This is a genomic window from uncultured Allobaculum sp. (genome assembly GCF_948576815.1).
GTDB classification, from domain to species: domain Bacteria; phylum Bacillota_I; class Bacilli_A; order Erysipelotrichales; family Erysipelotrichaceae; genus Allobaculum; species Allobaculum fili.
Window position 1 is genome coordinate 1 of sequence record NZ_CAPAEZ010000020.1, and the last position, 22601, is coordinate 22601.

At 47.7% G+C, this 22601-nt stretch carries 37 protein-coding genes, 1 tRNA gene and 1 pseudogene; 27 read left to right on the top strand and 12 right to left on the bottom strand.

What is annotated here, in order from left to right; genetic code table 11:
* Nucleotides 1-218: 218 nt before the first annotated feature.
* On the bottom strand, nt 219-497 hold the full coding sequence (locus Q2J39_RS04045; RefSeq protein WP_230267084.1) for a hypothetical protein: 279 nt from the start codon (nt 495-497) through the stop codon (nt 219-221).
* A gap of 86 nt (nt 498-583) precedes the next feature.
* Nucleotides 584-1507 carry an AEC family transporter gene (locus tag Q2J39_RS04050; RefSeq protein ID WP_230267083.1) on the bottom strand — a complete coding sequence of 308 codons (924 nt, stop codon included), beginning with the start codon at nt 1505-1507 and terminating at the stop codon, nt 584-586.
* Between the two features lie 520 nt (nt 1508-2027).
* On the opposite strand from Q2J39_RS04050, the gene Q2J39_RS04055 reads away from it, so the two are divergent.
* Complete coding sequence (locus tag Q2J39_RS04055) at nt 2028-2561, top strand: hypothetical protein (protein ID WP_288339192.1); 534 nt, start codon at nt 2028-2030, stop codon at nt 2559-2561.
* A 243-nt stretch (nt 2562-2804) separates the two neighbouring features.
* Here Q2J39_RS04055 and Q2J39_RS04060 read toward each other — a convergent pair whose 3' ends face one another.
* The 6 genes from Q2J39_RS04060 to Q2J39_RS04085 form a co-directional block, all read right to left on the bottom strand.
* On the bottom strand, nt 2805-3104 hold the full coding sequence (locus Q2J39_RS04060) for a hypothetical protein (protein ID WP_230267081.1): 300 nt from the start codon (nt 3102-3104) through the stop codon (nt 2805-2807).
* Entirely contained in the window at nt 3095-3802 is a 708-nt protein-coding gene (locus tag Q2J39_RS04065) for a hypothetical protein (RefSeq protein ID WP_288339191.1), read from the bottom strand. Before Q2J39_RS04065 ends, Q2J39_RS04060 begins: the two co-directional genes overlap by 10 nt.
* Before the next feature lie 194 nt (nt 3803-3996).
* Nucleotides 3997-4344: a WG repeat-containing protein gene (locus Q2J39_RS04070; protein ID WP_288339190.1), complete on the bottom strand. Its 348-nt coding sequence runs from the start codon at nt 4342-4344 to the stop codon at nt 3997-3999.
* A 66-nt stretch (nt 4345-4410) separates the two neighbouring features.
* Nucleotides 4411-4791, bottom strand: coding sequence for a hypothetical protein (locus Q2J39_RS04075; RefSeq protein WP_288339189.1), 381 nt, complete (start codon nt 4789-4791; stop codon nt 4411-4413).
* 39 nt (nt 4792-4830) lie between these two features.
* Nucleotides 4831-5019 (bottom strand): hypothetical protein, encoded by a 189-nt coding sequence (locus Q2J39_RS04080; protein WP_288339188.1) that lies wholly within the window; start codon nt 5017-5019, stop codon nt 4831-4833.
* Between the two features lie 42 nt (nt 5020-5061).
* A complete protein-coding gene (locus Q2J39_RS04085; protein WP_230267076.1) occupies nt 5062-5298 on the bottom strand; it encodes a hypothetical protein in 237 nt (78 codons plus the stop codon).
* 449 nt (nt 5299-5747) lie between these two features.
* Here Q2J39_RS04085 and Q2J39_RS04090 point away from each other — a divergent pair.
* Nucleotides 5748-5824, top strand: a tRNA-Pro gene (locus Q2J39_RS04090).
* A 67-nt stretch (nt 5825-5891) separates the two neighbouring features.
* Here the strand turns inward: Q2J39_RS04090 and Q2J39_RS04095 are convergent.
* The 3 genes and pseudogenes from Q2J39_RS04095 to Q2J39_RS04100 all read right to left on the bottom strand — a co-directional run bounded on the left by Q2J39_RS04095 (nt 5892) and on the right by Q2J39_RS04100 (nt 7407).
* The gene (locus Q2J39_RS04095; RefSeq protein WP_289068891.1) at nt 5892-6683 is read right to left on the bottom strand and encodes a site-specific integrase; all 792 of its coding nucleotides are present in this window, start codon (nt 6681-6683) and stop codon (nt 5892-5894) included.
* A gap of 147 nt (nt 6684-6830) precedes the next feature.
* A pseudogene (locus Q2J39_RS10775) lies at nt 6831-6971 on the bottom strand (Arm DNA-binding domain-containing protein); the annotation flags it as partial.
* Between the two features lie 70 nt (nt 6972-7041).
* Nucleotides 7042-7407: a helix-turn-helix domain-containing protein gene (locus Q2J39_RS04100; RefSeq protein ID WP_288339186.1), complete on the bottom strand. Its 366-nt coding sequence runs from the start codon at nt 7405-7407 to the stop codon at nt 7042-7044.
* A 162-nt stretch (nt 7408-7569) separates the two neighbouring features.
* Here Q2J39_RS04100 and Q2J39_RS04105 point away from each other — a divergent pair, with 162 nt between their 5' ends.
* The 20 genes from Q2J39_RS04105 (at nt 7570) to Q2J39_RS04200 (ending at nt 16409) form a co-directional block, all read left to right on the top strand.
* Nucleotides 7570-7773, top strand: a complete 204-nt coding sequence (locus tag Q2J39_RS04105; RefSeq protein WP_288339185.1) for a helix-turn-helix transcriptional regulator — start codon at nt 7570-7572, stop codon at nt 7771-7773.
* A gap of 47 nt (nt 7774-7820) precedes the next feature.
* Nucleotides 7821-8030, top strand: coding sequence for a hypothetical protein (locus tag Q2J39_RS04110; protein ID WP_288339184.1), 210 nt, complete (start codon nt 7821-7823; stop codon nt 8028-8030).
* 18 nt (nt 8031-8048) lie between these two features.
* Nucleotides 8049-8294, top strand: coding sequence for a hypothetical protein (locus tag Q2J39_RS04115; RefSeq protein ID WP_288339183.1), 246 nt, complete (start codon nt 8049-8051; stop codon nt 8292-8294).
* 16 nt (nt 8295-8310) lie between these two features.
* Complete coding sequence (locus Q2J39_RS04120; protein ID WP_288339182.1) at nt 8311-8601, top strand: hypothetical protein; 291 nt, start codon at nt 8311-8313, stop codon at nt 8599-8601.
* On the top strand, nt 8598-9449 hold the full coding sequence (locus tag Q2J39_RS04125; protein ID WP_288339181.1) for a phage antirepressor KilAC domain-containing protein: 852 nt from the start codon (nt 8598-8600) through the stop codon (nt 9447-9449). The genes Q2J39_RS04120 and Q2J39_RS04125 overlap by 4 nt, the downstream gene beginning before the upstream one ends.
* On the top strand, nt 9446-9754 hold the full coding sequence (locus Q2J39_RS04130) for a hypothetical protein (protein ID WP_288339180.1): 309 nt from the start codon (nt 9446-9448) through the stop codon (nt 9752-9754). The genes Q2J39_RS04125 and Q2J39_RS04130 overlap by 4 nt, the downstream gene beginning before the upstream one ends.
* A 29-nt stretch (nt 9755-9783) precedes the next feature.
* Nucleotides 9784-10446, top strand: a complete 663-nt coding sequence (locus Q2J39_RS04135) for a YqaJ viral recombinase family protein (protein ID WP_288339179.1) — start codon at nt 9784-9786, stop codon at nt 10444-10446.
* Between the two features lie 11 nt (nt 10447-10457).
* Nucleotides 10458-11363 (top strand): DUF1351 domain-containing protein, encoded by a 906-nt coding sequence (locus Q2J39_RS04140; protein ID WP_288339178.1) that lies wholly within the window; start codon nt 10458-10460, stop codon nt 11361-11363.
* Between the two features lie 9 nt (nt 11364-11372).
* Nucleotides 11373-12116 (top strand): phage recombination protein Bet, encoded by a 744-nt coding sequence (gene bet / locus Q2J39_RS04145; RefSeq protein ID WP_288339177.1) that lies wholly within the window; start codon nt 11373-11375, stop codon nt 12114-12116.
* Between the two features lie 14 nt (nt 12117-12130).
* Complete coding sequence (locus Q2J39_RS04150; RefSeq protein ID WP_288339176.1) at nt 12131-12874, top strand: hypothetical protein; 744 nt, start codon at nt 12131-12133, stop codon at nt 12872-12874.
* Nucleotides 12875-13010: 136 nt separating this feature from the next.
* On the top strand, nt 13011-13625 hold the full coding sequence (locus tag Q2J39_RS04155; RefSeq protein WP_288339175.1) for an ATP-binding protein: 615 nt from the start codon (nt 13011-13013) through the stop codon (nt 13623-13625).
* Nucleotides 13618-14058 carry a RusA family crossover junction endodeoxyribonuclease gene (locus Q2J39_RS04160; protein ID WP_288339174.1) on the top strand — a complete coding sequence of 147 codons (441 nt, stop codon included), beginning with the start codon at nt 13618-13620 and terminating at the stop codon, nt 14056-14058. Before Q2J39_RS04155 ends, Q2J39_RS04160 begins: the two co-directional genes overlap by 8 nt.
* Nucleotides 14055-14228 carry a hypothetical protein gene (locus tag Q2J39_RS04165; RefSeq protein WP_288339173.1) on the top strand — a complete coding sequence of 58 codons (174 nt, stop codon included), beginning with the start codon at nt 14055-14057 and terminating at the stop codon, nt 14226-14228. Before Q2J39_RS04160 ends, Q2J39_RS04165 begins: the two co-directional genes overlap by 4 nt.
* Complete coding sequence (locus Q2J39_RS04170) at nt 14225-14482, top strand: hypothetical protein (protein ID WP_289068890.1); 258 nt, start codon at nt 14225-14227, stop codon at nt 14480-14482. The genes Q2J39_RS04165 and Q2J39_RS04170 overlap by 4 nt, the downstream gene beginning before the upstream one ends.
* A gap of 4 nt (nt 14483-14486) precedes the next feature.
* On the top strand, nt 14487-14666 hold the full coding sequence (locus Q2J39_RS04175; RefSeq protein WP_289068889.1) for a hypothetical protein: 180 nt from the start codon (nt 14487-14489) through the stop codon (nt 14664-14666).
* The gene (locus Q2J39_RS04180) at nt 14666-15187 is read left to right on the top strand and encodes a hypothetical protein (protein ID WP_288339171.1); all 522 of its coding nucleotides are present in this window, start codon (nt 14666-14668) and stop codon (nt 15185-15187) included. Before Q2J39_RS04175 ends, Q2J39_RS04180 begins: the two co-directional genes overlap by 1 nt.
* The gene (locus Q2J39_RS04185) at nt 15184-15450 is read left to right on the top strand and encodes a hypothetical protein (RefSeq protein WP_288339170.1); all 267 of its coding nucleotides are present in this window, start codon (nt 15184-15186) and stop codon (nt 15448-15450) included. Before Q2J39_RS04180 ends, Q2J39_RS04185 begins: the two co-directional genes overlap by 4 nt.
* A complete protein-coding gene (locus tag Q2J39_RS04190; protein WP_288339169.1) occupies nt 15447-15803 on the top strand; it encodes a hypothetical protein in 357 nt (118 codons plus the stop codon). Before Q2J39_RS04185 ends, Q2J39_RS04190 begins: the two co-directional genes overlap by 4 nt.
* A gap of 1 nt (nt 15804) precedes the next feature.
* Nucleotides 15805-15966: a hypothetical protein gene (locus Q2J39_RS04195; protein WP_300968123.1), complete on the top strand. Its 162-nt coding sequence runs from the start codon at nt 15805-15807 to the stop codon at nt 15964-15966.
* Nucleotides 15963-16409 (top strand): DUF1492 domain-containing protein, encoded by a 447-nt coding sequence (locus tag Q2J39_RS04200; protein WP_288339168.1) that lies wholly within the window; start codon nt 15963-15965, stop codon nt 16407-16409. Before Q2J39_RS04195 ends, Q2J39_RS04200 begins: the two co-directional genes overlap by 4 nt.
* Nucleotides 16410-16968: 559 nt before the next feature.
* Here Q2J39_RS04200 and Q2J39_RS04205 read toward each other — a convergent pair.
* Entirely contained in the window at nt 16969-17664 is a 696-nt protein-coding gene (locus Q2J39_RS04205; protein WP_288339167.1) for a DUF4145 domain-containing protein, read from the bottom strand.
* 61 nt (nt 17665-17725) lie between these two features.
* Between Q2J39_RS04205 and Q2J39_RS04210 the strand changes: the two genes are divergently transcribed.
* The 5 genes from Q2J39_RS04210 to Q2J39_RS04230 are packed head-to-tail and all read left to right on the top strand — an operon-like array spanning nt 17726 to nt 22592.
* Nucleotides 17726-18145 (top strand): terminase small subunit, encoded by a 420-nt coding sequence (locus Q2J39_RS04210; RefSeq protein ID WP_288339166.1) that lies wholly within the window; start codon nt 17726-17728, stop codon nt 18143-18145.
* Complete coding sequence (locus Q2J39_RS04215; protein ID WP_288339165.1) at nt 18135-19385, top strand: PBSX family phage terminase large subunit; 1251 nt, start codon at nt 18135-18137, stop codon at nt 19383-19385. The genes Q2J39_RS04210 and Q2J39_RS04215 overlap by 11 nt, the downstream gene beginning before the upstream one ends.
* Nucleotides 19386-20774, top strand: a complete 1389-nt coding sequence (locus tag Q2J39_RS04220; protein ID WP_288339164.1) for a phage portal protein — start codon at nt 19386-19388, stop codon at nt 20772-20774.
* A complete protein-coding gene (locus tag Q2J39_RS04225; RefSeq protein ID WP_288339163.1) occupies nt 20761-22422 on the top strand; it encodes a minor capsid protein in 1662 nt (553 codons plus the stop codon). Before Q2J39_RS04220 ends, Q2J39_RS04225 begins: the two co-directional genes overlap by 14 nt.
* On the top strand, nt 22419-22592 hold the full coding sequence (locus Q2J39_RS04230) for a hypothetical protein (protein WP_288339162.1): 174 nt from the start codon (nt 22419-22421) through the stop codon (nt 22590-22592). Before Q2J39_RS04225 ends, Q2J39_RS04230 begins: the two co-directional genes overlap by 4 nt.
* The last annotated feature ends 9 nt before the right edge of the window (nt 22593-22601 follow it).

Genomic DNA, 22601 nt, shown 5'->3' on the forward strand with positions numbered 1-22601 from the left:
ACTAGAAAGGCAAGGCACTGCTCACTTGTGAAGCTTAAGTGAACAGCATTGCTTTCATACCCCTTATCATACAAGGGAATAATCAGAACGCCTAACTCAAAATCGTGTTTGGAAACAATGGCTGCCTTTGTCACAGCAGAGCGGATTTCCATGGCGCAAAAGAAAAGCTCCCGTAAGGGAGCAGAATCTGTGATTGGATTTTCGCAGCGACAGGGAACCTAAGCGTTCTTTTCGTCGACTTTTTCGTCTTCCTTGAGTGCTTTCAGAACGGACTCGCTGTCACCCAGAGCATGCTCGAGTTCATCGTATACCGCAACCAGGGAGTTGAGTTCGGATGCCAGATCCAGTTTATTATCGGCGTTCTTTTCTTCGATGGAATTGCTGACGAGATCCAGAACGGACTGTGCCTTGATCAGGTGGTTATAGATTTCCTCAGCCAGATCAACGGCTGGACGTGTCAGCTCAGACTGTGTTTCAAGAACAATATCTTTATTCATAGGTATAAAGCCTCGCTTTCTTCCTTACACGAATATTCTAGTCTTCCCATCAGGAAAAACTCTTTCTAATGCCTGACTGGAATCGGCTAGGACCAGAGCTTGAGCAGGGCGGTCCAGGCGGGGAGCGTGACCATCGAAAGAACGGTAGAGAGGAAAATCATCTTGCTGGCGAAGGCTTCATTGACCTGATATTTCTGCGAAAGCATGGCCATTGTCACCGGTGCCGGCATGGCCATTTCCAGCGTTACGATCATCAGAGGCATGGCACAAACGTGAAGAAGAGCGAGGATCATCAGGCAGACGGCAGGAATGATCACCAGACGCAAAGCAGTATAGAGAAGAACGGAAGGTTCAAAAAGATCCTTTACGGAAATATCCGAAAGAATGATCCCGATCACGAGCATGATCAGTACGGTATTGCAGCTGCCGATGGAAGCGATGATTTTGTCGAGCATAGCGGGCAGAACCCATCCGAAACTCTGAGCAGTCATCATCAAAATTCCCGCGAAAATGGCGATCATGCATGGATTGGTCAGGGTTTTCTTCAGAAGCGCAGAAAAGCGTACGGTGCTTTTCGAATTGTAGAGCATCAGTCCATAGGACCACATCACAATGCGAAGGGGAATGGCATAAATCGACGTATACAAAGCGCCTTCCTGCCCGAAAGCGGCCTGGCCGACGACAAGTCCAAGCGTCCCCGCATTATTGGATACCGTACCGTATTCAAGATTCAGACGCTTTCCCGGATCGGATACGCATTTCCAGATCCATCTCGACAGAAAGATGAACAGAATCTGGCTGAGGATCGCAATGATCAGAATGGAAAAGGTAGACTGCAGAATTTCTGTCGTCAGCGCGGTCTGAAACGAATGAAAAATGGAGCAGGGAAGAATCAGATTCATGACCAGGGCATTGATCTGCGTCGCACCAGATCGGGAAATGATCTTTCGCTTTCCCAGAAAATACCCGATCAGCAAAAAGGCAAGAAGCTGGATTTGAAGCTCAATCATAAAACCTCCAGAAGTTCTGCCAAAAGACGAGTGACCTCTCTCTTATTGCGGATTGGAATCAAAAAAATGAATGGATTGGAATCAAAAAAATGAATATAGTATTAATCTAGCGCGTATACCTCACCTTTAAAATGAAATCTGGAAATTTGCAGAAAACGGATTCGTATTTCCCGATTTATGCGGGATCCGATGCTTTATCAGATCCGGGGACGGCAGCACAATTCAGACGAAATAAAGACGCGTAAGAGGCTTAGAAATGGTGTTTGCAAGGAGAAAAGGAAGGGAATGAATTTGTTCCCTTTAATGAAGAGATCTGTATTTTAAACGTTCTGCCAGGATGCAAACAGAATGTAAGGAGCCTGGTCAGGACCGGAAAAACGGATAGGATGATTTTCTTAAAGAAATTCTATAAAATAGGTGAGGCCCGCTTTTCGAAAAGAAAACGGGGTATAAAAAACTATTCCCGCTTTCAGGGGTTCGCAAACCCTGTTGGCATCTCAGTGTGAAAGGAGGAAAGAAAATGAAACGAATTCCCGTATGCCTCTTAGGCGGTCTGCTCGTTCTTGGCGGCTGTTCTTCTCATTCGGATCGTTCATCTTCTCTTTCTTCCCAATCTTCGGTTTCGTCCGTATCGGTCGCAAAAGCCGATCTTGTTCCGGTCCTGGATCAGAACACCCTGAATTCCATACTTTCCAATGCCGGATGGTATGTGGAAGTCGGACAGCCAGGCAGCACCTCGATTTTTGGAGATAGTACCCCCACAAACCTGACTATGGGGCAGTACTCTACCGAACAAGGTGAAAAAATGGGGATTGTCTGCGCCTGGTTTGCGGACGAAGAAGCCGCCGGCAAAGCGTTTGCGTATCTCCTTCCAAAAGAAGAAAGCGCCTATGAGCTTTCAAAAGAAGGGGAGCATATTCAGGAAGTCTGGATTGCCATGCCGGAAACCAGCTGGCTGATTCGTCAGCAGGGCAAATGCATCTATGCGGCCTTCACCAATTCCGTAACCACCAAGAAATTTCTCATGGATCAGTTCAGTGCGCTGAAGCCATAATCTTCCGCGAATTCTTACTTAGAAATTTGCGCTTTCTTTCGCTGGACACAGCTGCACAAGCCTGTCGTTCTGAGAAAGTCGGATGAATGAAAACAGTAAATGCAGCAGCTGAGGGCCTCGTTTGGCCGTTCTTGCTGCCTTTACGCTTTCCATTCATCCGTTTTTTTTGTTTTTAACGAAAGACAGGACAAGGAAAAAACGAAGTTCGGATCTGCAAAATCCGAACTCTGGCTGGATTGGCTTTTATTTGAAGTTCCAGTCATCCTGATGCAGTGAATCGCTCACAGCACCGGTTGAAACGTTGACATACACGTCCATCACGGCAACGTTTGCGGAGACCATGAGGCCGGCTGCTTTGCGCCTTGCGACTTCTTCCTCACCGTCCGAATAACGAAGGGTACAGGTGAATACAGGGCCGTTCTGCTGAACATCTGTGATACAGGAATAGAATCCAGAAGGTTCGTTCAGCCACATATAGTGGTCGATAATAATATCCTCAAAACGTTCTTCAAAAGTGCTCGTATCGGAACACGTCAGATCCACTGGCGCGCGTACATATACTCATCATCCTGCAGACAGATATACCGACCATCCCAGAGTTTGCCCCATAACGATCCGTCTTTGGCCTGCGAGGTTTCCTGAACAAGAAGATAATGTCCTGCCCTGCAGAGACCTGTGTCTGCGGAAGAACGGTCAGGCTGGCTGCGTATCGTCATATCGTAATTGGTCAGATAACCGGCAAGTGCTGTCTGGTTCTTTTTTTCAAAATAGGGCTCTACGATTTCGGGTTCTTTAGTGCTGGAATAACTGGCATTCTGCAGCTCATTAAGATCCACAAGCTGCCAGGTTCCGTTTTGGAGAATCGGAACATTGGAACCGATCGGCATAGCGCCGCTCTCAATGTCGGCGCAATAGATCGGATCAAGATTTTCATCAAACAAATACCAGGTTTCGCAGGTTTTGCCGGCAATGGCATCGAAGTCCACAAAGTCGCCCTGGTCAAAGCCAAGGACGGCCTTATTTACGCGGGCATTGAGCAGCATATACTCTTGACCGGCGGGAATGCAAAGCAGATTCGATAATTCCTGTCTTATATAGGCGGTTGACTGTCCGCTCGCTGTTATTTCCTGACCCAGACAGAGTCCCTGGTCTGGACTGTACGGCCCGCTGATCTGATCGAATTCCGGCAGCCACAGGTAGTATTCTGAGCTGGCTTCATCCTCCACTTCTGTACCATCCATACGGAGACGCATCACCGCAGACGGCGCGAAGGTCGGAGAACTGAGCAGAGCCCCCGTATAATCTCTGAGAATGACGCAGTGGTCGTCTGTCAGATAGTAGCGCTGCGTCTGGGCCGTGCCGCCTCCTCCAAACGCGCCTTCTGGCGGCAGCGCTGTAGGAAGCAGGGCGGAGTGATCCCAATCGTCGTCATTGATCAGAAGACAGGATTCAATATGAGAAAAATTGGGCCGGTGAAATACTGCATATTTTTGTACTGACAGTCGACGACGGTTTCTCCATTCTGATCGACGTATCCATACAGACCGTCCTTTTTGATAATCCATCCCTGATCCTGAAAGCGTTTGGGATGTTCATCCAGTTTTCCCAAATCTGCTTTAGCAGCAAAAACCGTTTTATTCGAATTTTCTTCTGCGCTCGCTGTCGCCTGCGTGAAAGACTGCTGTTCCTCTGGCTGAGCAGAAGTATCTTTTGGTTTTGCTGAAGTACATCCAGTCATCGTCAGAACCATCATGAGCAGTACCGCTTTTTTCATTCGCTTCATTTTCTGCATTTTTCCTTTCTATCGTCCACGGATATTCCAGTATCCATTCGCTTCCTGACAAAGCAGTCATACCTCAGGGGTGAATGTACCTGGAGTGTAGCAGTATCCCCAGAGATTGCCGTCCAGGTCTACAGTGAAAGCCGCAAGCAGAACGGAAGCGCCTGCTGGAAATTTCAGACCGCTGTCTGTATCCGATGCCAGATCGGGTTCGGAATATCCTTCGAGATCGCTGGTCAGAATATTTGTGCCAGGATCGGGAAGGTTTCTTCTTAGACGAAAGGTGTTAATTCCCTGCGTTTCTTCAAGCAGCAGATCGCCATCGGGCAGGGTGGTAGTGTTAAAAATGACATCTCGAAAATAGATGGAGTTCTCATCCCGAATGCTCCACAGGGTACTGTCCCGTTCGCCAGAGCGGAAACCATTGCTGTCATCAAGAGTCACTTCCACTTCATTATCACGGAAGACCCATTCCGCCTGATTGCCGTGCTAGACACCGCCGATTCGATCCATCATGTTCTGGCGAACCTCATCTTCGTCTGTCCAGCTCATCAGGTACGTCCCTCTGGCATCGCTTGTACAGATCCAGAAGTCTTCCTTCGTCTGTGCCCAGACAGAGTTGCCTTCGGAAACAAATTTCACGATATCGACCATGTCGCCTCCGGAATAGGTAGGCATGATTACACCAAACCCTTTCCCGTCTTTAAAGTCGGAATAGGCTTACAGAGATTTTTGAACTTCATAGCGGCCGATTTGCCAGTCCACTGTACTTTGTGACCGCCCTGTGCTTTCAAAAGGATTTGAAAAGGAGCTTTCTTCACTTTGACTGGCGGCAAGGAGGCTGTCTTCATTCTGGGCGGGACGCTCCTGCTGATCGGCTGAAGAAGTCTGAGCACATCCTGACAGAGCCATGACGCTGATCAGGCAGATGCCCCTGAATCTGTAGCTGTTCTTCATATTTTTCTTCCTTTCCGGGATCTTCCATTTAGTTAACAGTTACAATTCAAAGTAATAACGACGATAGTAAAAGATCACATCATTCTTTCAAAAAGAAGCAAAATCCGCATACGATTCGTCATATGCGAAGACTTAACGCGGTCTGAATTGCCGGAAGGGCAGGGAGGGTGAAAAGGGAAAATGTTCGGGTTTCCTGGAAAAGACAGTGAACTGAATGGAGCGAGCACTGACAGATTTGGAAGGAATGAACATGTGTTATCTCGATATTGTTGTATTGTTGTCTGGTCTGTCAGTCCAAACTTGTATGTTCTCGAATACCTCCTGGCTAACTGGAATGCTAATGTCTGGATGGAATGACTTAGGTTAAAATCGTCTAACTGGAAAGTGAAAAAATTCTGGATCAATTCATTGCCTTTTCATAATAAAGTGATAATATAAATCACGCACGACAGGATGTAGCTTAGTTTGGTAAAGTGCTTGGTTCGGGACCAAGAGAGCGCGGGTTCAAATCCCGCCATCCTGACCATGAATGTAATTCCCCTTTATATAAAGGGGATTTTTTATTTGTGTTTTTAGAATGTCTTAAAAATGTCTTATTTGAATTTGAGGGCATTCATAATATCATCATCTTCATCTCGAAGAAGATGTCCATAAATATCCGTTGTCATCGATACAGAAGAGTGACCCAGACGCTTTGAAATCTTGAAAAGCGGTACGCCTGCATCGATCAGATTGGATGCATGAGAGTGCCTGAAGCTGTGAATTTTGACTCTGGGCAGACCAGCATCATCCAGTGCTTTGTTTTTGATCCGCTGTACAGTCGTGTAAGCAAGCTGACGCGGACCGCCGAAGATGAACCAGTCTTCAGAAAAATGTACAAAGGATTCGTAATGTTCTCTAAGCCGATCGACGACGTTAAGAAGGTCGTCGTCCAGCTGAACAGAACGGACACTTCCTTTTGTTTTCAGCTGCTTGAATTCTGACGTGTCTTTATCCCACTGCCGCCAGACTCTTGCACGTCCTCTTTTGATGTCTGCAAAAGTCAGGGACATTGCTTCGTTGGCTCGCATACCTGTCCAGTACAGCCAGAAGAACAGATCGCGATAGATCTGATGATTATCCGGGATAGCATCCAAAAATTTTGAAAACTGATATCGATCGAGGATCTCAACTTCTTTCAGCTTCTCTTGCGTAGTTTCTTTATATCGAGGAAAACCCTTTAACGGATTTCTAGGCAGCCCCCAGTGAATGCAGCCGTACTCCAGGCAGCCATTCAGATCTGTGTAGAGCTTGTTTTTCCGATAGCTGGAAAGAGTGATGAAATGTTCATCCTCCAGAACATCTCGGATATCAGCTGGCGTAATGGAGAATACGTTTTTGTCCATGAGCGACTGGCAATACAGAGTAAGGATCCGGCGCTTGTCATCTCTGGTGGCAGCGGTATTATCTCTTCCGCCGTCACGGATCCATTCATCCATCAATTTAGAGAAAGTCTTGCCCTTCTTTTCTGACTGGACAGGCTGACTTAAAAATTCTCTTTCCGCTGCTTCGGCTTCCTTCTTCGAATCAAACCACTTTGAGTTTTTCTGACGATGAATACCGTCAGGCGTATCGTAGTAGGTTCTGAAACGATAGCGCATCTTGCCTTTGAACTTCTCTTTTTGAATTGCCATAATATCAATGTCCTTTCTGTGGTGGATTGGATAAACCTTGCTTCAGAAGTTGCCGCTTCTGGAGCATTTTTTATTTTCTGCTTAATAACTCAAGAATTAAGTTATTTTGTTCGAATATCTTTTTTAGTAGTTCGTGATCAGATGATTGGTTTAATGTCTGATTGATAGTTCCGTTTGCAATAGTTACGTCTCCAGAAAAGGATTGGCTTTGAATAGATTGATTAGATTTAGAGGAATCATCGAAGCCAACGATTATTGCGGGTGAAATCTCAAGTATTTCTGAAAGCTTAGCGATTTTCGTTCTGCCCATTTCACCGATCATTCCACGTTCCCAGCGTGAAACTGTACTTTCACTTACCCCTACATATTCAGCAACTTTTGATATCGTCAAACGTTTTTGTTCGCGACAAGCACGAAGATATTCTCCAATATTCATAATTACCTCCTTGATTTCGAAACCATTCTATACAAACTGATTGCATAAACGCTAGTTAAATTTCGTATTCGCCAAAAACTTGCTTAAACGCATTGCAATTTGCATTTAAGCAAGTATACTGAAGGTGCTTCACTTAACTATTGCTTTGAAAGGAGGAAGACAATGGATAGCTTGATGCTCGACTATCTCGCAAAACGAAAAGGACTCACCTCAAGCAAGATGGCCGATGCCCTCGGTATTGATGAATCGACCTATTCTCGTAAAAAGTCAGGGAAAAGCGACTTCACGCGAAATGAAATCAGAATCATCATTGATACTCTCGGCCTGACTGCAAAAGAGGCGTGTAAAATTTTTTTTGATCTTTAGATTGCTTATAAGCAAAGAATATTGCCTAAAGACAAGATGGAGGGGAAATGACTAACGAAGAAAGACTGGCGATTCTTGACCAGCCCTATCTGAAACCCAAAGAAGTCTGCCTGCTCATCGGCCGATCGAAGCCGACAGTGAACAAGAAACTCAAAGAGCAGGGCATTCACAAAACCGAACTTGGTTACCTGACTGATGACATCATCAAAGCCTTTCAGCTGACAGGTGCCATTCGCCGCTGGCGAGCAAACGCATAGAAAGAAGGTGACTAAAAAATGAAAAACTTCAACGACATCATCACCAGAGCTATTGAGAACTCATCGTGCCTGCGCCCGATCGACGTATGTGTACAGCTGATGGATAGCACGTATGAGCTTCAGAAGCTCGACAAAGATGTGCAGACCGATCTGCTTGTTGGGCTTGCCCTGGCGATGGCAAACAATCCGAAATCCACAGAGGATATGCGCCAGAAAGCGAAAAGTCTTCTGGCTGAAGCAATCGGCACACTCGCAAGACTGTAGGAAAGGAAGTGATGAAATGATGACATTCCAGGAAATGATCGACAAAAAGGATCTGTCTGAAGACTTTGAAAAAGTCAAAAACGCAACGTCAAGAATTGAAAGCGCCGCGGGGGTGCTTCCTGATCTTCTTGAAGGGCTGAAGATGGATAGCCGTGATTCAGACGACTGGCTCTATTACAACGCACAAAGACTGAGAGAAGCTGCTGCAGTAGCCAACTATATCTCGGAGGTTTTGAAAGAAGCGTCGATTTCGGCTGTAAGCATCGGCTACAACTTCGCGGAAATTGAGGAAGAGGTGACGAGATGAACGAACTCACCATTTTCGATAGTCCGGAATTTGGATCGATCCGCACGGTACAGATCCAGGGCGAACCGTGGCTTGTCGGTAAAGATATCTGTCGCCTGTTTGGCGATAAAAACCATAACCGCAGTCTTGGACGTGTAGACGAGATCGACAAACGGATTGAAGAAATCACGGATTCAATGGGGCGCAAGCAGAAAACCATCTTTGTAAACGAGAGCGGTTTGTATTCTCTGCTCTTCGCCATGCAACCACAGAAAGCGAATCACGATGGGGTGTCAGATGCGTACCCCATCGAAACACAAGAAAGAATCGACAAGCTGCATCGTTTCAAGCGCTGGGTGACGTCCGAAGTTTTGCCCAAGATCCGACAGACCGGGATGTACGCAGTAGATCAGCTGCTTGATGATCCAGATCTTGCTATCAAGGCTTTTACCGCCCTGAAGGAAGAGAGGGAGAAAAGGCAAAATCTCGAGCTGGCAAATAAGATCCAACAGCAACAGATTGCAGAGCTTACGCCCAAAGCAACGTATTACGACCTTTGTCTGAATTGCAAAGACCTGCTGAGTGTCAGCAAGATCGCAAAAGACTTTGGTAAATCCGGAAGATGGCTGAATGAATTCCTGCATGAAAAGGGGATCCAGTTCAAGCAGGGCAGCGTTTGGCTGCTCTATCAGAAGTACGCAGCAGAAGGGTACACACAGACAAAGACGGATCCATATACAGGATCTGACGGAATGATCCATTCAAAAGTACGGACTTGCTGGACGCAGAAAGGTCGTCTGTTCATTTACGACCTGCTCAAATCGAATGGCATCCTGCCAACGATTGAAAGAGAGGATGTTGGATCATGAGCTATTCGCATCTCCAGCGCGCAGCCAACAGAAAAAAAGCACTGACCAGAGCCGCCCACTTCCTCAGCGCAATTTTCGCCCTGTCAGCGCTGGCCATGGCCGGCCTGATCGACGGCGAGCGGATCACTGACGAACCATGCAACATCTGGCTTTTCATGGCTACGTTCGCGATTGCCGTATCCAGCTACATCGGATCCATGGCGCTCAGCGACATGGCGGAAAAGACCGGTGGAGATACGCATCAAAAAAGCCCTTCTGACTGCAATCAGAAGAGCCAAGGCCGCTCGGCAAAGCGGCTGATATAAACAAACACACAAATTTTAACAGGTGAATCATGAACTTATATCAAGAAACAGACTGTTACTTAGTAGAAAAGTTCACAACCTTCGATGAATGGCTTGAAAGCAGAGGAAAAGGGATAGGCGGATCAGACGCTGCTCCTTTATGTGGCTGTTCGCATTTTAAGACACTTCAGGAACTCTGGTTTGAAAAGATCAAAGGCCAGAAAAAAGAGGTAGGCGGCCCGGCAGTTGAGTATGGGCGGACCTGTGAACCGGCTCTGAGAACGCTCTACCAGGCAAAGCATCTGGATCAGAATGTTCAGTACGAAGAAAACATCTGCCTGATTTCCAAAGAAAGCCCATGGATGCGATACAGCCCGGATGGTTTGATCTGGGATCGATCATCAGAGCGAAAAGGAATTCTGGAAATCAAAACCGCATTCATCCGAAACGGACAGCAGTACCAGGAATGGAAAGAAGGCGTTCCGATCGAGTATTACCTGCAGATCCTTCATGGACTGCTGGTTACAGGGTTTGACTTCGTGACGCTGACGGCTGAGCTGCGTTTCTGGGATGGAAGAGCAGAGATCATTGAACGCTCGTACTCAAGACAGGATGTAATGAGCGATTTAGAAGAGCTCAAGCGTCAGGAAACGGGAGCATGGTCCAGATATTTCATCGGCGGACAGATCCCGCCAGTAGAAATCAGAATTTGAAAGGAGAAGACATGAGTACTTTTGCATTAGTTCCATCAATGAAAGATGGAGTCCTGGCCACAAATGCAGCGGAACTTGCCGCGGCAGTCAGAACAGAACTTGAAAATTACAACTACGTAGTGACCAGCGAAAACTACAAAGACGCTAAAGAGGATCGTGCGAAGCTCAACAGCATTGTTACCCAGCTTTCCGAGAGTCGAAAACGCATTGAAAACGAAGTGTTTAAGACCTGGAAGCAGGATAAGAGCCAGATCATGAGCATCGAGAAGGATATCAAAGACGCTTCTGCCGCTTTGGGCGAAGGAATCAAGGCGATCGATGACAAAGCAAAGGCCCATAAGGCCGAGATGCTGGAAGCTCAGTGGAACGAAATGGGCGGCGTGCTTTATCCGTTTGCCGCTGTCCTCAGTGCTCATAAGAGCTGGATGAACAAGACTGCAAAAAAGGCAGATGTAGAAGCTGAAATGGCTTCGGAAATCAGCGTTCTTAAAGCTAACGAAAGCGTCTTGACTGCTCAGATCACAGATCTTCCGGAAGAACATCAGTGCATGGTCATGGAGCGCTTTTACAGAACGATGAATCTGCCTGGTGCACTTCAGGAAGTTGAACGGATCCAACAAGCACTCGCAAGGGTTGAGGAGGAAAAGAGAAGAGCAGCAGAAAGACAGGCACAGGTAGAGGCTCGGATGATCGAGCCTAAACCGACTGCTAATCCTGTGCCGGATACGATTCCTGCTCGTGAGGTTCCAGCCGCTCCGGTTACAGAGCATTCGAACAGGACGTATCGCAGAGCATTTCTGATCGACGCTTCAAAAGAACAGCTGATGGCTCTGGCTGAAGCGATGAAGAGTATCGGAATCAAGATTTTAGACATTCGCGGCAAGAACGAGAGTCTGCCGGAAAGATTTGAATTCTAGGAGGAAATCATGAACAGCACATTCAATCCATCAACAAACAGACAGGTACCAGCAACACGGGATAAATCAACGACCTATGCACTGGCAAACGGAGAAGAGATCAAGCTTTCAACGTCTACTGTTCGTGAGTACCTGGTCAGAGGTAACGGAGCCGTATCTGATCAGGAAGTCATGATGTTCATCGCTCTGTGCAAAAGTCAGAAGCTGAATCCGTTTGTAAATGACGCTTACCTCATTAAATACGGGGATAGACAGCCGGCATCAATTGTCGTCGGTAAAGGAGCACTGGAGAAAAGAGCGGAACTGAATCCGAACTACGACGGTAAAGAGAACGGGATCATCGTTCTTTCCGATAATGGAGAACTTGAATATCGTCAGGGTGCTTTGGCTGCTAAAGGTGAAAACATTGTCGGTGGCTGGGCTACTGTCTATCGAAAAGACCGCGGCAGACCGGAACACGTAGAAGTCTCATTCGATGAATATGTAGGCAGAAAGTCGAATGGAGAAATCAACGGCCAGTGGGCGACAAAGCCGGCAACGATGATTCAGAAAGTAGCCGTTGCACAGGCTCTCAGACAGGCATTTCCTAACGACCTGAACGGAATGTATGCCAGTGAAGAAATGGACCAGGCACAGCCAGAACCGATCGAAATGCCTGTATCCGCTCCGGTAGAAAGCATTCCGGCACCAGCGCCTGAAGTCATCACTGTTGATCCAGTCCAGCAGAGATTCACTGCTGATGACCTGATCTGACAGGAGAAAAACGAATGGATAGAGGATGGGTGAAGCTGTACAGACAGATCACAGAGTGGGAATGGTTCACGGATCCGCCTACGGCTCATCTGTTCGTCTATCTTCTGGCAGCGGCAAACAGAGAGCCAACAAAGTACAAAGGCGTTGAGATCCCCGCGGGCGGACTTACTACATCGAGAGATGCACTTTCTAAGGCCACGGGGCTGTCTGTTAAGCAGGTTCGCACAGCGCTAGATCACCTAAAAAGGACCGGCGAAGTGGCCATCAAAACAACCAACAAATATACCTTAGTTATCGTGAATAATTGGGATAACTACCAAGGAGACGGCCAACAAAGGGCCAACAATCGGCCAACAATCGGCCAACAATCGGCCACTAACAAGAATGTAAGAAGTAAAGAAGTAAAGAAAGAAAGAAAAAAACCTATATACGACGCCTGCTCTGTGATCCAGGAGCGCTATCACTCGCCGAAGCTTATCGATGCCTGGATGGCTTTCCTTGAGATGAGGAAATTGAAGAAGAAGCCGGTATCAACGGAACGGGCACTTACCTTGCTAATGAAGGATCTCGACAGGTACGGGCAGACAGATGATCAAAAAATTGCCGTCCTTGAGCAGTCCGTGAAAAACAGTTGGCAGGGATTGTACCCGCTGAAAGGAAACGATTATGGACCCAATGGAAGCTACACCTACAGAGGAGCTGAGTACCACTCAGACTACTCAAATGACATCCCATGGGGAGACGAAGGGAATGTCTGACCGATTCGAAAGATACAGGGAGCGGACACGCAGGGATATCGAACGATACAACGCTCAAAAGATCCCGTCAACCGACGGAATCGAATGTAAAGAGTGTGGAAACAAGCGATTTATCGCAGTTCCATCTGAGGACGGTATGAGCATTGCATATCAGTTCTGTGGATGCCAGGAGCGCAGGCGAATCGTTGCCAACGCCAATCACTCAGGACTTGGCCCGATGTTAGGTAAGAAAATCGCTGACTACAAGGTGACTGAGCCTTTCCAGCAGGCTGTGATGAACAGCATGGTTGACTACATCAAGAACCCGTCCGGATGGTTTTCCATTTGTGGCGAGCCAGGCAGCGGAAAGACACTCGCATGCATGATCATCGCCAACGACCTTCTGAGGCACGGGAAAATCCTCAGATTCATCAGCTGGCCAGAGCTTGTTCGTGAAACTTCAGTCGACTGGTACAGACAGAAAAACATCCTGCAGGAATTCAAAGACGTCGAGGTGCTGTATATCGATGACTTTCTGAAGGTCGCATCCGACGCCAGAGCCGTTCAGATCGCTTACGAGATCCTGAACTACCGCTACAACCATGAAGCGCTGACGATCATCAGCGGTGAACGTGGGCTCAAGGAACTCATGTCCATTGACCCGGCTCTTGGGTCACGGATCTATGAGATGTCCAGGACTCACTTCATCGATATCGGCCATGGAACAGAAAAAAATCAGCGCATGAAACGAGGTGAAACCTCCAATGTCTGAAAAAACAGTCATTTGGATCCCTGGCGAGCCTGCCAGAGTGACGCATCAGAGCGGGACGCGTCATCTGCGAACAGGAAGAAGCTACAAAACCAAGGCGCTCAAAGACTGGGAGGCAACGCTGAAAGCGGCGCTGCTTCCCTACCGCCTTGAAAAGCCGCTCGAAGGTCCGGTCAGCCTGACAGTCACTTTCGGATATCAGGCTAAAAAGAAGTCCAACCTGTGGAAATGGAAAACGACCAGACCCGATACAGATAACATGATCAAAACGGTTAAGGATGTCATGACACGCATGGGCTTCTGGAAAGACGACGCACAAATCGTAGTTGAGCGGTGCAGCAAATTCTGGTCAAAGGATCCAGGAATCGGAATCGTCGTAGAACCGCTGGAGGAAGACAATGGCGAACTGATCGATGACGAGGAGGTAGAGCGATGAAAGAAATTAACTGGAAGTTTGAATGCCCGCTCACCCATCAACACCCTCAAGGGATGCAATGCTGGGAGTGCCCGCACTTTAACATCGTTTTCACTGGCCATAACGGCCGCTATGAGCAAGGCGTGTGCTTATACGATGTCGATCAGAAAGACCAGGAGGATGAAGAATGAAAACACGACTTACTAGCCTGGAGCATCTTGTTCTTCATGAGCTGCTTCTGAAAATGGCTGCGGAATGCGAAGACGCTGGAGCTTGTTGCAACTGTGACTGTAGTCATATCTGTCCGTTTGCGTTCAGCGGAGAAGGCGGAGACCCAGACGGTGAACCATGGGCATATCTGGGTGCGATCGATAAAGGAGTTGTCATCCAGGAAGCGAAGGATGCGGCGAATTACATCATGCCGTGCTGCCAATGGAGGGCGTAACGAAATGACGAACGAAGAGAAGATTTGGCTGGCCAAGCACATCGAGTCTGGCGAACTTGAAGATGGCACGCCCTGGATCGCTATTCCGAATGGGCCAGACGGGCACAAATGGACAGCTGACGAAATTGCAGAAGCGCTGGATTATCGCAGAGAGCAGTCTGGCACGCATGCAGGGGATGAGTGATGGGACGTTTAAGAAAGTGGAAACCTGGCGACAGAGGATATATTGCCGCCGGAACTCGTGATTCTTTTGGATTTACGTTCGCCAAACCAATCGATGTCACAGTGATCAGCGCAACCGCAAATCTGGTAAAAGTCACGACGAAGGATGGAACGGATGGAACGGATGGAACGGTTTACTATTGTGCGCCAAAAGACCTCCACACGCGAAAAGCACAGGCTAAACGGAATCCCGCTAAACATGTAGCAACAGAGGAAATCAAAAAGACCGCCGAAAAGATGGCGGAAGAGAGAATGGAAACGATTATGACAGAGATCAAAGAGAAAGAAACAACTGCTAAAGAGGCGGACAAACTGCCGTCGTTTGGAAGCATTTGCCGGCGGTTCTATATGCTGGCCGGCATTGGCAACAGATCCGTCGAGAATGATGAAGAACAGCAAGACACAGACTGGGTAATTTCGGCCTGTGAAAGGCAGCTGTTCGAGGAGATCAAAAATGGCTGTGTCTGGGGAGACGTCAGATGATGACCATCGCCGCTCTTATCGCTGGCGTAACTGTCGGCATCATTGTCGGAGCCTTCATGATGATGTTGGAGAATCGGGCGGAAGTCGAAGAGCTGCAGGCCAGACTTAATGCCAGCATTCCAAAAATCGAAGTTCTCAAAGCGATCAACCGAAATAAGCTGTCTGGAAAAAAGCTGCACCAGAAGCGAAAAGACAAATCTAACGAGTACTGGAACGGTGGAATTGATGCCGTGTATTTCGATCTCAAGGAGGATCTGAAATGACCAAGGACGAGTACATGACCCGCATGGCTGATCTGGATCTGCAATACAGATCGGCATCGCTTGCCGGAGACGGAAAGAAAATGCGACAGATCGAAAAGAGCCGTCGGAGCCTCGGCCGGGTATACGGGGCGGAAAACCGCCGTCCTAAGCCGATTCCAAAGAGCCGGAAGATTGACGTACTGAACGCCCGCCAGGCGCTGAAAGAGCTCCAAGTCAAATGCATGAAAGAGGCGGTCAGAGTCAAGAAGGCTGCTGACAGTGGCGACGACTACGCCCAAGGTGTACATGCTGGCAAGCTCGAGGCCTTTGATCAGGTCTATGACATGATCGCAGTGCTGGCGAGGAGGTGCTAGCGTGAGACGAGTCTGTATCGATAAAAACGGGAACATGTACGCTGTGATTAACCGTGCGAAGAGAGGCTGGAAGGTTCACGTCTGGAAAAATGATTCGGATAACCACCATTGGGATTACTTCAACATGGAGCAAGCTCAGACCGAAAAGAGGCCGCTTCTGTGAATTCATACGAAGTAAGAGCCGTTAAACGCCGGCTTGAGTCCTACCAGGACCTGCTGGCTATGGCTGCCGAAAAAGACCGCGAGGCGCTTATGCTTCAGGAGAAATACGAAGATCTGGCGACTCCTGGATGCATCCGCTATGAGCGTGAACCTGGCGGATCTGGCAAAGACAAGGACTCCATCTACATTGAGATCTTATCGGAGCAGATGGAGGCAGAGAGAAAGGCTGCACAGTACCGTTTTGAGGCAGAGCGGATCCGGAGATTCATCGAATCGGTTGAAGATGAGGCGTCACCAGTTCTGGTTAAGGCTTATATCGAGGGTAAGCGTTATTGGGAGATCGGTCAGGAGATCGGGTATACAAAAGCAGGCGTTCATCGAATCATTCAAAGATTCTTAGAGCAAACGCCTGCGAGAATAGCCGAAACAAATGGATTGTTGTAAGAAGACTATGGAAATCGTAATAAATGTGTTTGTAAAACTGATCGTCGGGTATCTATTGATTGATCGAATCCTGCTGCTTTCTTCAAGGAGATGGCGAAAGAGAAGAATTGACTATTTGAGAAAGCTCGACAGCCAGGACTGAAGAAACATGATGAGATCTTCCTTAAACAAAACGACCTCGGAAACAATTCTAACGGTTGTCGATTCACAAAAGCGTCAACAGTTGACAAAAAAAACCATGCTAAAATGGTAATGTACAAAAGCCGCCCAGAGATGGACGGCTTTTCATTTTGCCCTTTGAAACGTGTACCCGGATCGTCTAATTCCTTTCTAATTCTCTACAGGCCCGAAGCGCCTGCTAAACACTCATAACCATTCTGATGAGATCGGGTACACCTTTGAGAGGGCAATAAAAAAGGGCGGCATATAGCCGCCGGAGGAGGAGTAAATATGACACAGTTAGAGAAAGCTGATATTCTTACGAAACTTCGAGAATGCAAAGATATTGAGTTTTTAAAAACGATTCAGACATATATCAACAAACGAATGGATTTCGAAATTACGATTGCTTCTGCTCTAAAAGCTCAAGAGCTTGCCCAGCGGTAAGCTCTAAGTCGATATATTTAGCTGTAGCCAGAACAAAACGTTTCAGATCCTCTAGGCCATAGTCTTCATGTTGTTTAACTGTATGCGTCTGGTCATTACCGAGCCAAGTAGCTGCTTTAGCAAGCTGCAGAATAGATGGGTGTTGAATGTAGTCATTGATTGTCTGCATTAAAGGCCGACAATTAATTTTGTCTGCCTCTTTTGGAGCGTTGTGTTTAGCAAAATCTTTGACTAAATGTTCAAGAGCCTTTCGATAGGTTGGGCCGGCGGCACGCATTAATCCGTTCTTTTCTGCTTCCATTGCCTCTCGATATGTTTCGCAAAATTCATGAGATACTTCTTGAAGAAAGCGGCTGAATTGAGTCTGTGATTCGTATTCTTCGTGTATTCTCACCAAACTATGAGAATTGGCCGCATAAGGTTCCCGATCAAAATCAGCGATAAAAAACTGGTGGCAGTGATTGCAGTAAAAAAGGCAGGTTGACTGATCGGAGTTGTCAGGTGATTGATAGGCTCCACCGATAGAAAAATATCCATAGGCATGACAGTTAGGGCACCGATCAGGCATGTCATATTCCTGACAAGGGTGATAATCATCCCATCTTTGATTGTCTGGAGATTGTTTATATAGCGAAGTTGAAATTTTCATTAGCTGTTACCTCTGGTCCTATTGTATCCAGAGTTTTTTTAACAGGAAGGAGGTCTGAGTTATGACGGAAAAACAAAAGCTGTTCTGTGATGAATACCTGGCAAATGGCCTGAATGCCACTCAGGCTTACCTGAAGGTTTACAAGAACGTAAAAAGTGAAGACGTTGCTGGTGCCTGTGCGGCTCGATTGCTAGGAAATGCTAGTGTTAACGAATACATCAGCGTTGCCCTGGCTAAGATCCACGACGAAAAGACCATGGATGCCAAGGAGGTCATGGAGCGTCTGACGGCGATCGGTCGGGAGCAGACGACGGATGAACTGCTGACGATGGATGGCGATATCAAAGAGGTCAAGTCCAAAACGCAGGACCGGATCCGGGCGCTTGAACTGATCGGCAAGGCCTACGGCATGTTCAAGGACAAAGTCGAAATGGAAGTCTCTACACCTGTCTTTGCAGGAGAAAGCGATCTTGAAGACTGAGAAGATCTACCTGCCGGACATTGTCGGCAAAGGCTATAAAACGTTCTGGAACTTCCGTGGTCGCTACCGGGTTGTCAAAGGCAGCCGAGCGTCCAAGAAATCCAAGACGACGGCGCTCTGGTTCATCTACAATCTGATGAAGCATCCCGGATCCAACCTGCTGGTTGTCCGCAAGACGTATAGAACGCTGAAAGATTCCTGCTTTACGGATCTGCAGTGGGCCTGTCAGCGTCTGAAGTGTTCCCGCTTCTGGGAGTTCAAGCTTTCTCCTCTGGAGGCCACATACAAGCCCACAGGGCAAAAAATTCTCTTTCGTGGCCTGGACGATCCGCTGAAGGTTACGTCGATCACAGTGCCTGTTGGATCTCTTTGCTGGGGCTGGATCGAGGAAGCATACGAGCTGACCAGCGAAGAGGATTTCAGCACGCTGGACGAGTCGATCCGAGGCGAACTGCCTGATGGACTCTGGAAGCAATGGACAATCACATTCAACCCGTGGAATGAGCACCATTGGCTCAAAAAGCGCTTCTTTGACGCGCCTGAGAGCGAAAACGTTCTTGCCCTGACTACGAACTACCTCTGCAACGAATGGCTGGATCAGAGCGATTTGGAGCTCTTTGAGGACATGAAAAAGCGCAACCCGAGGCGCTATGAAGTTGCTGGCCTTGGCAACTGGGGAATCGTGGACGGACTCGTCTATGAGAACTTTCATATTCGGGACTTTGAAATTACCGACATTGGAGATGCAGTCACCGTCAGCGGTCTGGACTTTGGTTTTACCAACGACCCAACCGCTTTTTTCGTGGGATTCGCTGACAAGGTGAATCGAAAACTCTGGGTCTGGGACGAGAACTATGAGAAAGGCATGACCAACAGCCGGATCTATGAACGGATCGATGCGCTGGGGTATCGCAAGAACCGGATCATCGCCGACTGCGCAGATGCGAAGTCAATTTATGAGCTGGCCCAAATGGGCCTGAAAATCAATGGATCGAGAAAAGGCGCCGACTCCGTACGAGCCGGCGTTCAGTTTATCCAGGACTACGAGATCATCATCAAGCCGCGCTGTGTGAACTTCGTTACAGAGATTCAGAACTACCAGTGGGACAAAGACAAGTTTGGCAATTCGATCAACAAGCCAATCGATGATTTCAACCATTTGATGGACGCCATGCGCTATGCGATGGAGCCCATCCAGCGCGGATCTGTGAAGGTTCGTTCGATCAAAGGAGGATTCTAAATGAGTACCAAAAGACCATACCAGCTTCCGGAACCTCTGATTTGCGAGACGGATGTGAACCTTGACTACGCATTGGTCAAGCGGTTTATCGACAAGCACGCCAGCCGAATGCAGCGCTACAAGTATCTTGAAGAAATGTACAAAGGTTTCCACAGCATCTATCAGCAGCCGGATAAGCCGGACTGGAAACCGGACAACCGGCTGGCGATCAATTACCCGCGCTATATTACCGAAACCTTTCTGGGCTATGCCTACGGCATTCCAATCAAGGAAAGCCATCCAGATGATACGGTAGCCGAAGCCATGCGCGAATTTCAGAACGAAAATGAACTGTCTGATCATGAATACGAGCTCTTTCAGGATGTCTGCATTTATGGCCATGCTTTCGAGTACCTCTACCAGGACGAGGAAGCAAAGACCAGAATGACAGTCTGCACACCGAAGGAGCTCTTTATCGTTTACGACGATACAGTCCGAAACAGAGCCTTGTTTGCGGTTCGCTATGCCGTTCATGAGATTGAAGGCAGCCAGGGCGAGCTTTTTGGCGAAGTGCTGACCAGAGACCAGATCATCCGCTTCGACAAAGGGAACTTTACCGAAACCCTCGACAATCCATATGGCCTGATCCCGGTTGTCGAGTATCTGATGAACCGACAGCGGCTTGGTCTGTATGAGAACGTTACAGGCCTGATCGAAGCCTACAACCGCGCAATCGGCGAGAAAGCCAATGACGTTGACGCCTTCGCCGAAGCTTACATGAAGCTGATCGGCGTGGACATCGACGATGAGGAAGTGAAGCGAATCCGTGAAAACCGGATCATCAATCTGCCAGTATATGGCGACACAACAGGCACGACAGTCGATTTTATGGCCAAGCCGACAGCTGACTCCACGCAGGAAAACCTGCTGGACCGTCTGGATCGGCAGATCTACCAGATCTCGATGGTGGCCAACATCAGCGATGAAAGCTTTGGCAATGCCTCAAGCGGAACCGCCTTGGCTTACAAGCTGCAGGCGATGAGCAATCTGGCATCCGGCTTTGATCGCAAGATTGAGAAGAGCCTGCGCAAGCGCTACAAGATCTGGGCGACTCTCAAGACCAACGTCAGCGATGAGAACGCATGGAAGGAACTGCAGGTAACAACAAGCCGCAACCTTCCCAAGAATCGCCTGGAAGAGGCACAGACAGCCGCACAGCTGTCCGGCATCGTCTCCCATGAAACACAGCTCTCATTACTCTCGATCGTGTCGGATCCGAAGGCAGAGCTTGAGAAAATCGAACAGGAACAGGAGCCTCAGCCGCTCATGGACTTCGATTCTCACCCGTCTGTGACCCCGGAAGAGGAAGACAGCCTGGAAGAACCGGAGAGCGGCTATGGCCTCCAGTAAGTACTGGAAAGACCGGGAGAAGAAGTGGCAGACCGATTGCCAGAAGCAGAATACGAACTGGCAGAAAGAGATCAATGATGTTTATCAGACCATGTCCGATGAGATCAGCGATCAGATTGCCGTGTTCTATCAGAAATACGCCGATGAAAATGGTCTGACATTGGCGCAGGCCAAACAGTACCTGGATCAGACGGATATCCGCTATTACTCCAGTCTGGCCAAACGGTATTGCGAAGATGCCGCTAAGGACATGGATGCCGGAACATGGGAACATTGGCCGGCTAAGAGCTACTTCACCCGGCAGGCTGATGAGGAAATGAAGCGTTACAACACGGCCATGAAGATTTCCCGTCTGCAGATGCTTAAACACCAGATGGATCTGCGGATTGCCAATGCTCAGCGCAAAGTATGCAGCGTCGTTCATGATGCTCTGACCGATCGAGCTTTGCAGACTTACACCAGACAGAGCGGCATTCTTGGCAAAACGGTTCTGAACAATCTGGCTCACGTTCAGACAATCGTCAAAGCCTCCTTTCATGGAGCAAATTTTTCCCAGCGGATCTGGGGAACTCAGCAGGACAAGCTGAAAAAAGTCCTGACGAAATCACTTCAGGACTGTCTGATTCTTGGAAAAGGTGCGGCACCATTTGCCAGGGAACTGAAAAAGCAGACCGGCAAATCAATCCGGCAGGCACAGACGCTGATGAGTACAGAGCTTGCCAGAGTGCAGGTTCAGGCTGCTCTCGATTCTATGCAGGCAAGCGGCTTTGATGAACTCCAGATCGTTTCCAGTCCTGACTGCTGTGACGACTGCAAGGCGATTAACGGTCATCATTATCCGATTCCCAAGCTGGCTACAGGTGAAAATGCACCGCCGATGCATCCAAACTGCCGATGCTCCATTGCACCATATGAAGCAAGAGACGAAGCCGGAGACGACGGCTTTGACGAAGCGGCATTCGATGAATGGTCAGATACCTATGATGAACACGGACTGAGCTGGGAAGACTGGAAGAAACGACGCGACAATCCTGAACAAGGTAAAGACGAAGAAAGAGAAAAATCTAGAGATAAAGACAGAGAATATGCCGTAAATTGGGAGAAGGTAAAAAGCCCAGAGTATAAACAAAAGTTTATTAAACTCGTTAATGACGAAGAGTTAGCTGACCGTTTATACCAAAAAGCAATTGATATCCTTGAACATCGTAGTGGAACAGATTTTGAAGATATTCATTTGATTGACTCTAAATCTAAAAAGGTTGTAGCTTCTCAAACAAAAACTGAAACTGTTTCTGTAAGTGATGAAGCTGATCGGCACCAGCATGTGATCTATAACGATGAGATGAAACGAGCAATAAAAAAAGCTGAGCCAAAGCAACTCATTTCTATCCATAATCATCCAGAAAATTATCCTCCGAGCGGATCAGATTTCGCCAGTGCGTTTCGAAATGGCTATGGTTATGGGGTAATCGCATGTCATAATGGGGATATTTATGGATACAAGGTAGGAAAAAAAGAATTTTCTGCTAGAGCATTTGACCTGGCTGTTGAGAAGAATAGACTGATATTTGGAAGTATTGATAAGGCTTACCAAGTAACTCTTGATGAGTTTTCTGAAAACTATGGACTAAGATGGATAAAACTATGAGGAATAAAGAAAACAGAAACTTCGATTTTGAAAGCTACTACGACGGGATTCCTGAAGATATAAAAAATATGAGTTTAGAAGAATTAGAAAAAGCAATAGAAGAAGAAAAGCTGAAGAATGAACAGCTCATGCATCGGAATAAACCAAAGCGTAAAATGAAGAGCCGCTAACCGGCTCTT

Bases quoted from the DNA above. Each gene is read 5' to 3' on its own strand.
- Q2J39_RS04045 (WP_230267084.1), bottom strand. From the start codon at position 497: ATGAATAAAGATATTGTTCTTGAAACACAGTCTGAGCTGACACGTCCA.
- Q2J39_RS04050 (WP_230267083.1), bottom strand. From the start codon at position 1,507: ATGATTGAGCTTCAAATCCAGCTTCTTGCCTTTTTGCTGATCGGGTAT.
- Q2J39_RS04055 (WP_288339192.1), top strand. From the start codon at position 2,028: ATGAAACGAATTCCCGTATGCCTCTTAGGCGGTCTGCTCGTTCTTGGC.
- Q2J39_RS04065 (WP_288339191.1), bottom strand. From the start codon at position 3,802: ATGGATGGTACAGAAGTGGAGGATGAAGCCAGCTCAGAATACTACCTG.
- Q2J39_RS04070 (WP_288339190.1), bottom strand. From the start codon at position 4,344: ATGAAGCGAATGAAAAAAGCGGTACTGCTCATGATGGTTCTGACGATG.
- Q2J39_RS04080 (WP_288339188.1), bottom strand. From the start codon at position 5,019: ATGCCTACCTATTCCGGAGGCGACATGGTCGATATCGTGAAATTTGTT.
- Q2J39_RS04085 (WP_230267076.1), bottom strand. From the start codon at position 5,298: ATGAAGAACAGCTACAGATTCAGGGGCATCTGCCTGATCAGCGTCATG.
- Q2J39_RS04095 (WP_289068891.1), bottom strand. From the start codon at position 6,683: ATGGACAAAAACGTATTCTCCATTACGCCAGCTGATATCCGAGATGTT.
- Q2J39_RS04100 (WP_288339186.1), bottom strand. From the start codon at position 7,407: ATGAATATTGGAGAATATCTTCGTGCTTGTCGCGAACAAAAACGTTTG.
- Q2J39_RS04105 (WP_288339185.1), top strand. From the start codon at position 7,570: ATGGATAGCTTGATGCTCGACTATCTCGCAAAACGAAAAGGACTCACC.
- Q2J39_RS04110 (WP_288339184.1), top strand. From the start codon at position 7,821: ATGACTAACGAAGAAAGACTGGCGATTCTTGACCAGCCCTATCTGAAA.
- Q2J39_RS04115 (WP_288339183.1), top strand. From the start codon at position 8,049: ATGAAAAACTTCAACGACATCATCACCAGAGCTATTGAGAACTCATCG.
- Q2J39_RS04120 (WP_288339182.1), top strand. From the start codon at position 8,311: ATGATGACATTCCAGGAAATGATCGACAAAAAGGATCTGTCTGAAGAC.
- Q2J39_RS04125 (WP_288339181.1), top strand. From the start codon at position 8,598: ATGAACGAACTCACCATTTTCGATAGTCCGGAATTTGGATCGATCCGC.
- Q2J39_RS04130 (WP_288339180.1), top strand. From the start codon at position 9,446: ATGAGCTATTCGCATCTCCAGCGCGCAGCCAACAGAAAAAAAGCACTG.
- Q2J39_RS04135 (WP_288339179.1), top strand. From the start codon at position 9,784: ATGAACTTATATCAAGAAACAGACTGTTACTTAGTAGAAAAGTTCACA.
- Q2J39_RS04140 (WP_288339178.1), top strand. From the start codon at position 10,458: ATGAGTACTTTTGCATTAGTTCCATCAATGAAAGATGGAGTCCTGGCC.
- bet (WP_288339177.1), top strand. From the start codon at position 11,373: ATGAACAGCACATTCAATCCATCAACAAACAGACAGGTACCAGCAACA.
- Q2J39_RS04150 (WP_288339176.1), top strand. From the start codon at position 12,131: ATGGATAGAGGATGGGTGAAGCTGTACAGACAGATCACAGAGTGGGAA.
- Q2J39_RS04155 (WP_288339175.1), top strand. From the start codon at position 13,011: ATGAGCATTGCATATCAGTTCTGTGGATGCCAGGAGCGCAGGCGAATC.
- Q2J39_RS04160 (WP_288339174.1), top strand. From the start codon at position 13,618: ATGTCTGAAAAAACAGTCATTTGGATCCCTGGCGAGCCTGCCAGAGTG.
- Q2J39_RS04165 (WP_288339173.1), top strand. From the start codon at position 14,055: ATGAAAGAAATTAACTGGAAGTTTGAATGCCCGCTCACCCATCAACAC.
- Q2J39_RS04170 (WP_289068890.1), top strand. From the start codon at position 14,225: ATGAAAACACGACTTACTAGCCTGGAGCATCTTGTTCTTCATGAGCTG.
- Q2J39_RS04175 (WP_289068889.1), top strand. From the start codon at position 14,487: ATGACGAACGAAGAGAAGATTTGGCTGGCCAAGCACATCGAGTCTGGC.
- Q2J39_RS04180 (WP_288339171.1), top strand. From the start codon at position 14,666: ATGGGACGTTTAAGAAAGTGGAAACCTGGCGACAGAGGATATATTGCC.
- Q2J39_RS04185 (WP_288339170.1), top strand. From the start codon at position 15,184: ATGATGACCATCGCCGCTCTTATCGCTGGCGTAACTGTCGGCATCATT.
- Q2J39_RS04190 (WP_288339169.1), top strand. From the start codon at position 15,447: ATGACCAAGGACGAGTACATGACCCGCATGGCTGATCTGGATCTGCAA.
- Q2J39_RS04205 (WP_288339167.1), bottom strand. From the start codon at position 17,664: ATGAAAATTTCAACTTCGCTATATAAACAATCTCCAGACAATCAAAGA.
- Q2J39_RS04210 (WP_288339166.1), top strand. From the start codon at position 17,726: ATGACGGAAAAACAAAAGCTGTTCTGTGATGAATACCTGGCAAATGGC.
- Q2J39_RS04220 (WP_288339164.1), top strand. From the start codon at position 19,386: ATGAGTACCAAAAGACCATACCAGCTTCCGGAACCTCTGATTTGCGAG.
- Q2J39_RS04225 (WP_288339163.1), top strand. From the start codon at position 20,761: ATGGCCTCCAGTAAGTACTGGAAAGACCGGGAGAAGAAGTGGCAGACC.
- Q2J39_RS04230 (WP_288339162.1), top strand. From the start codon at position 22,419: ATGAGGAATAAAGAAAACAGAAACTTCGATTTTGAAAGCTACTACGAC.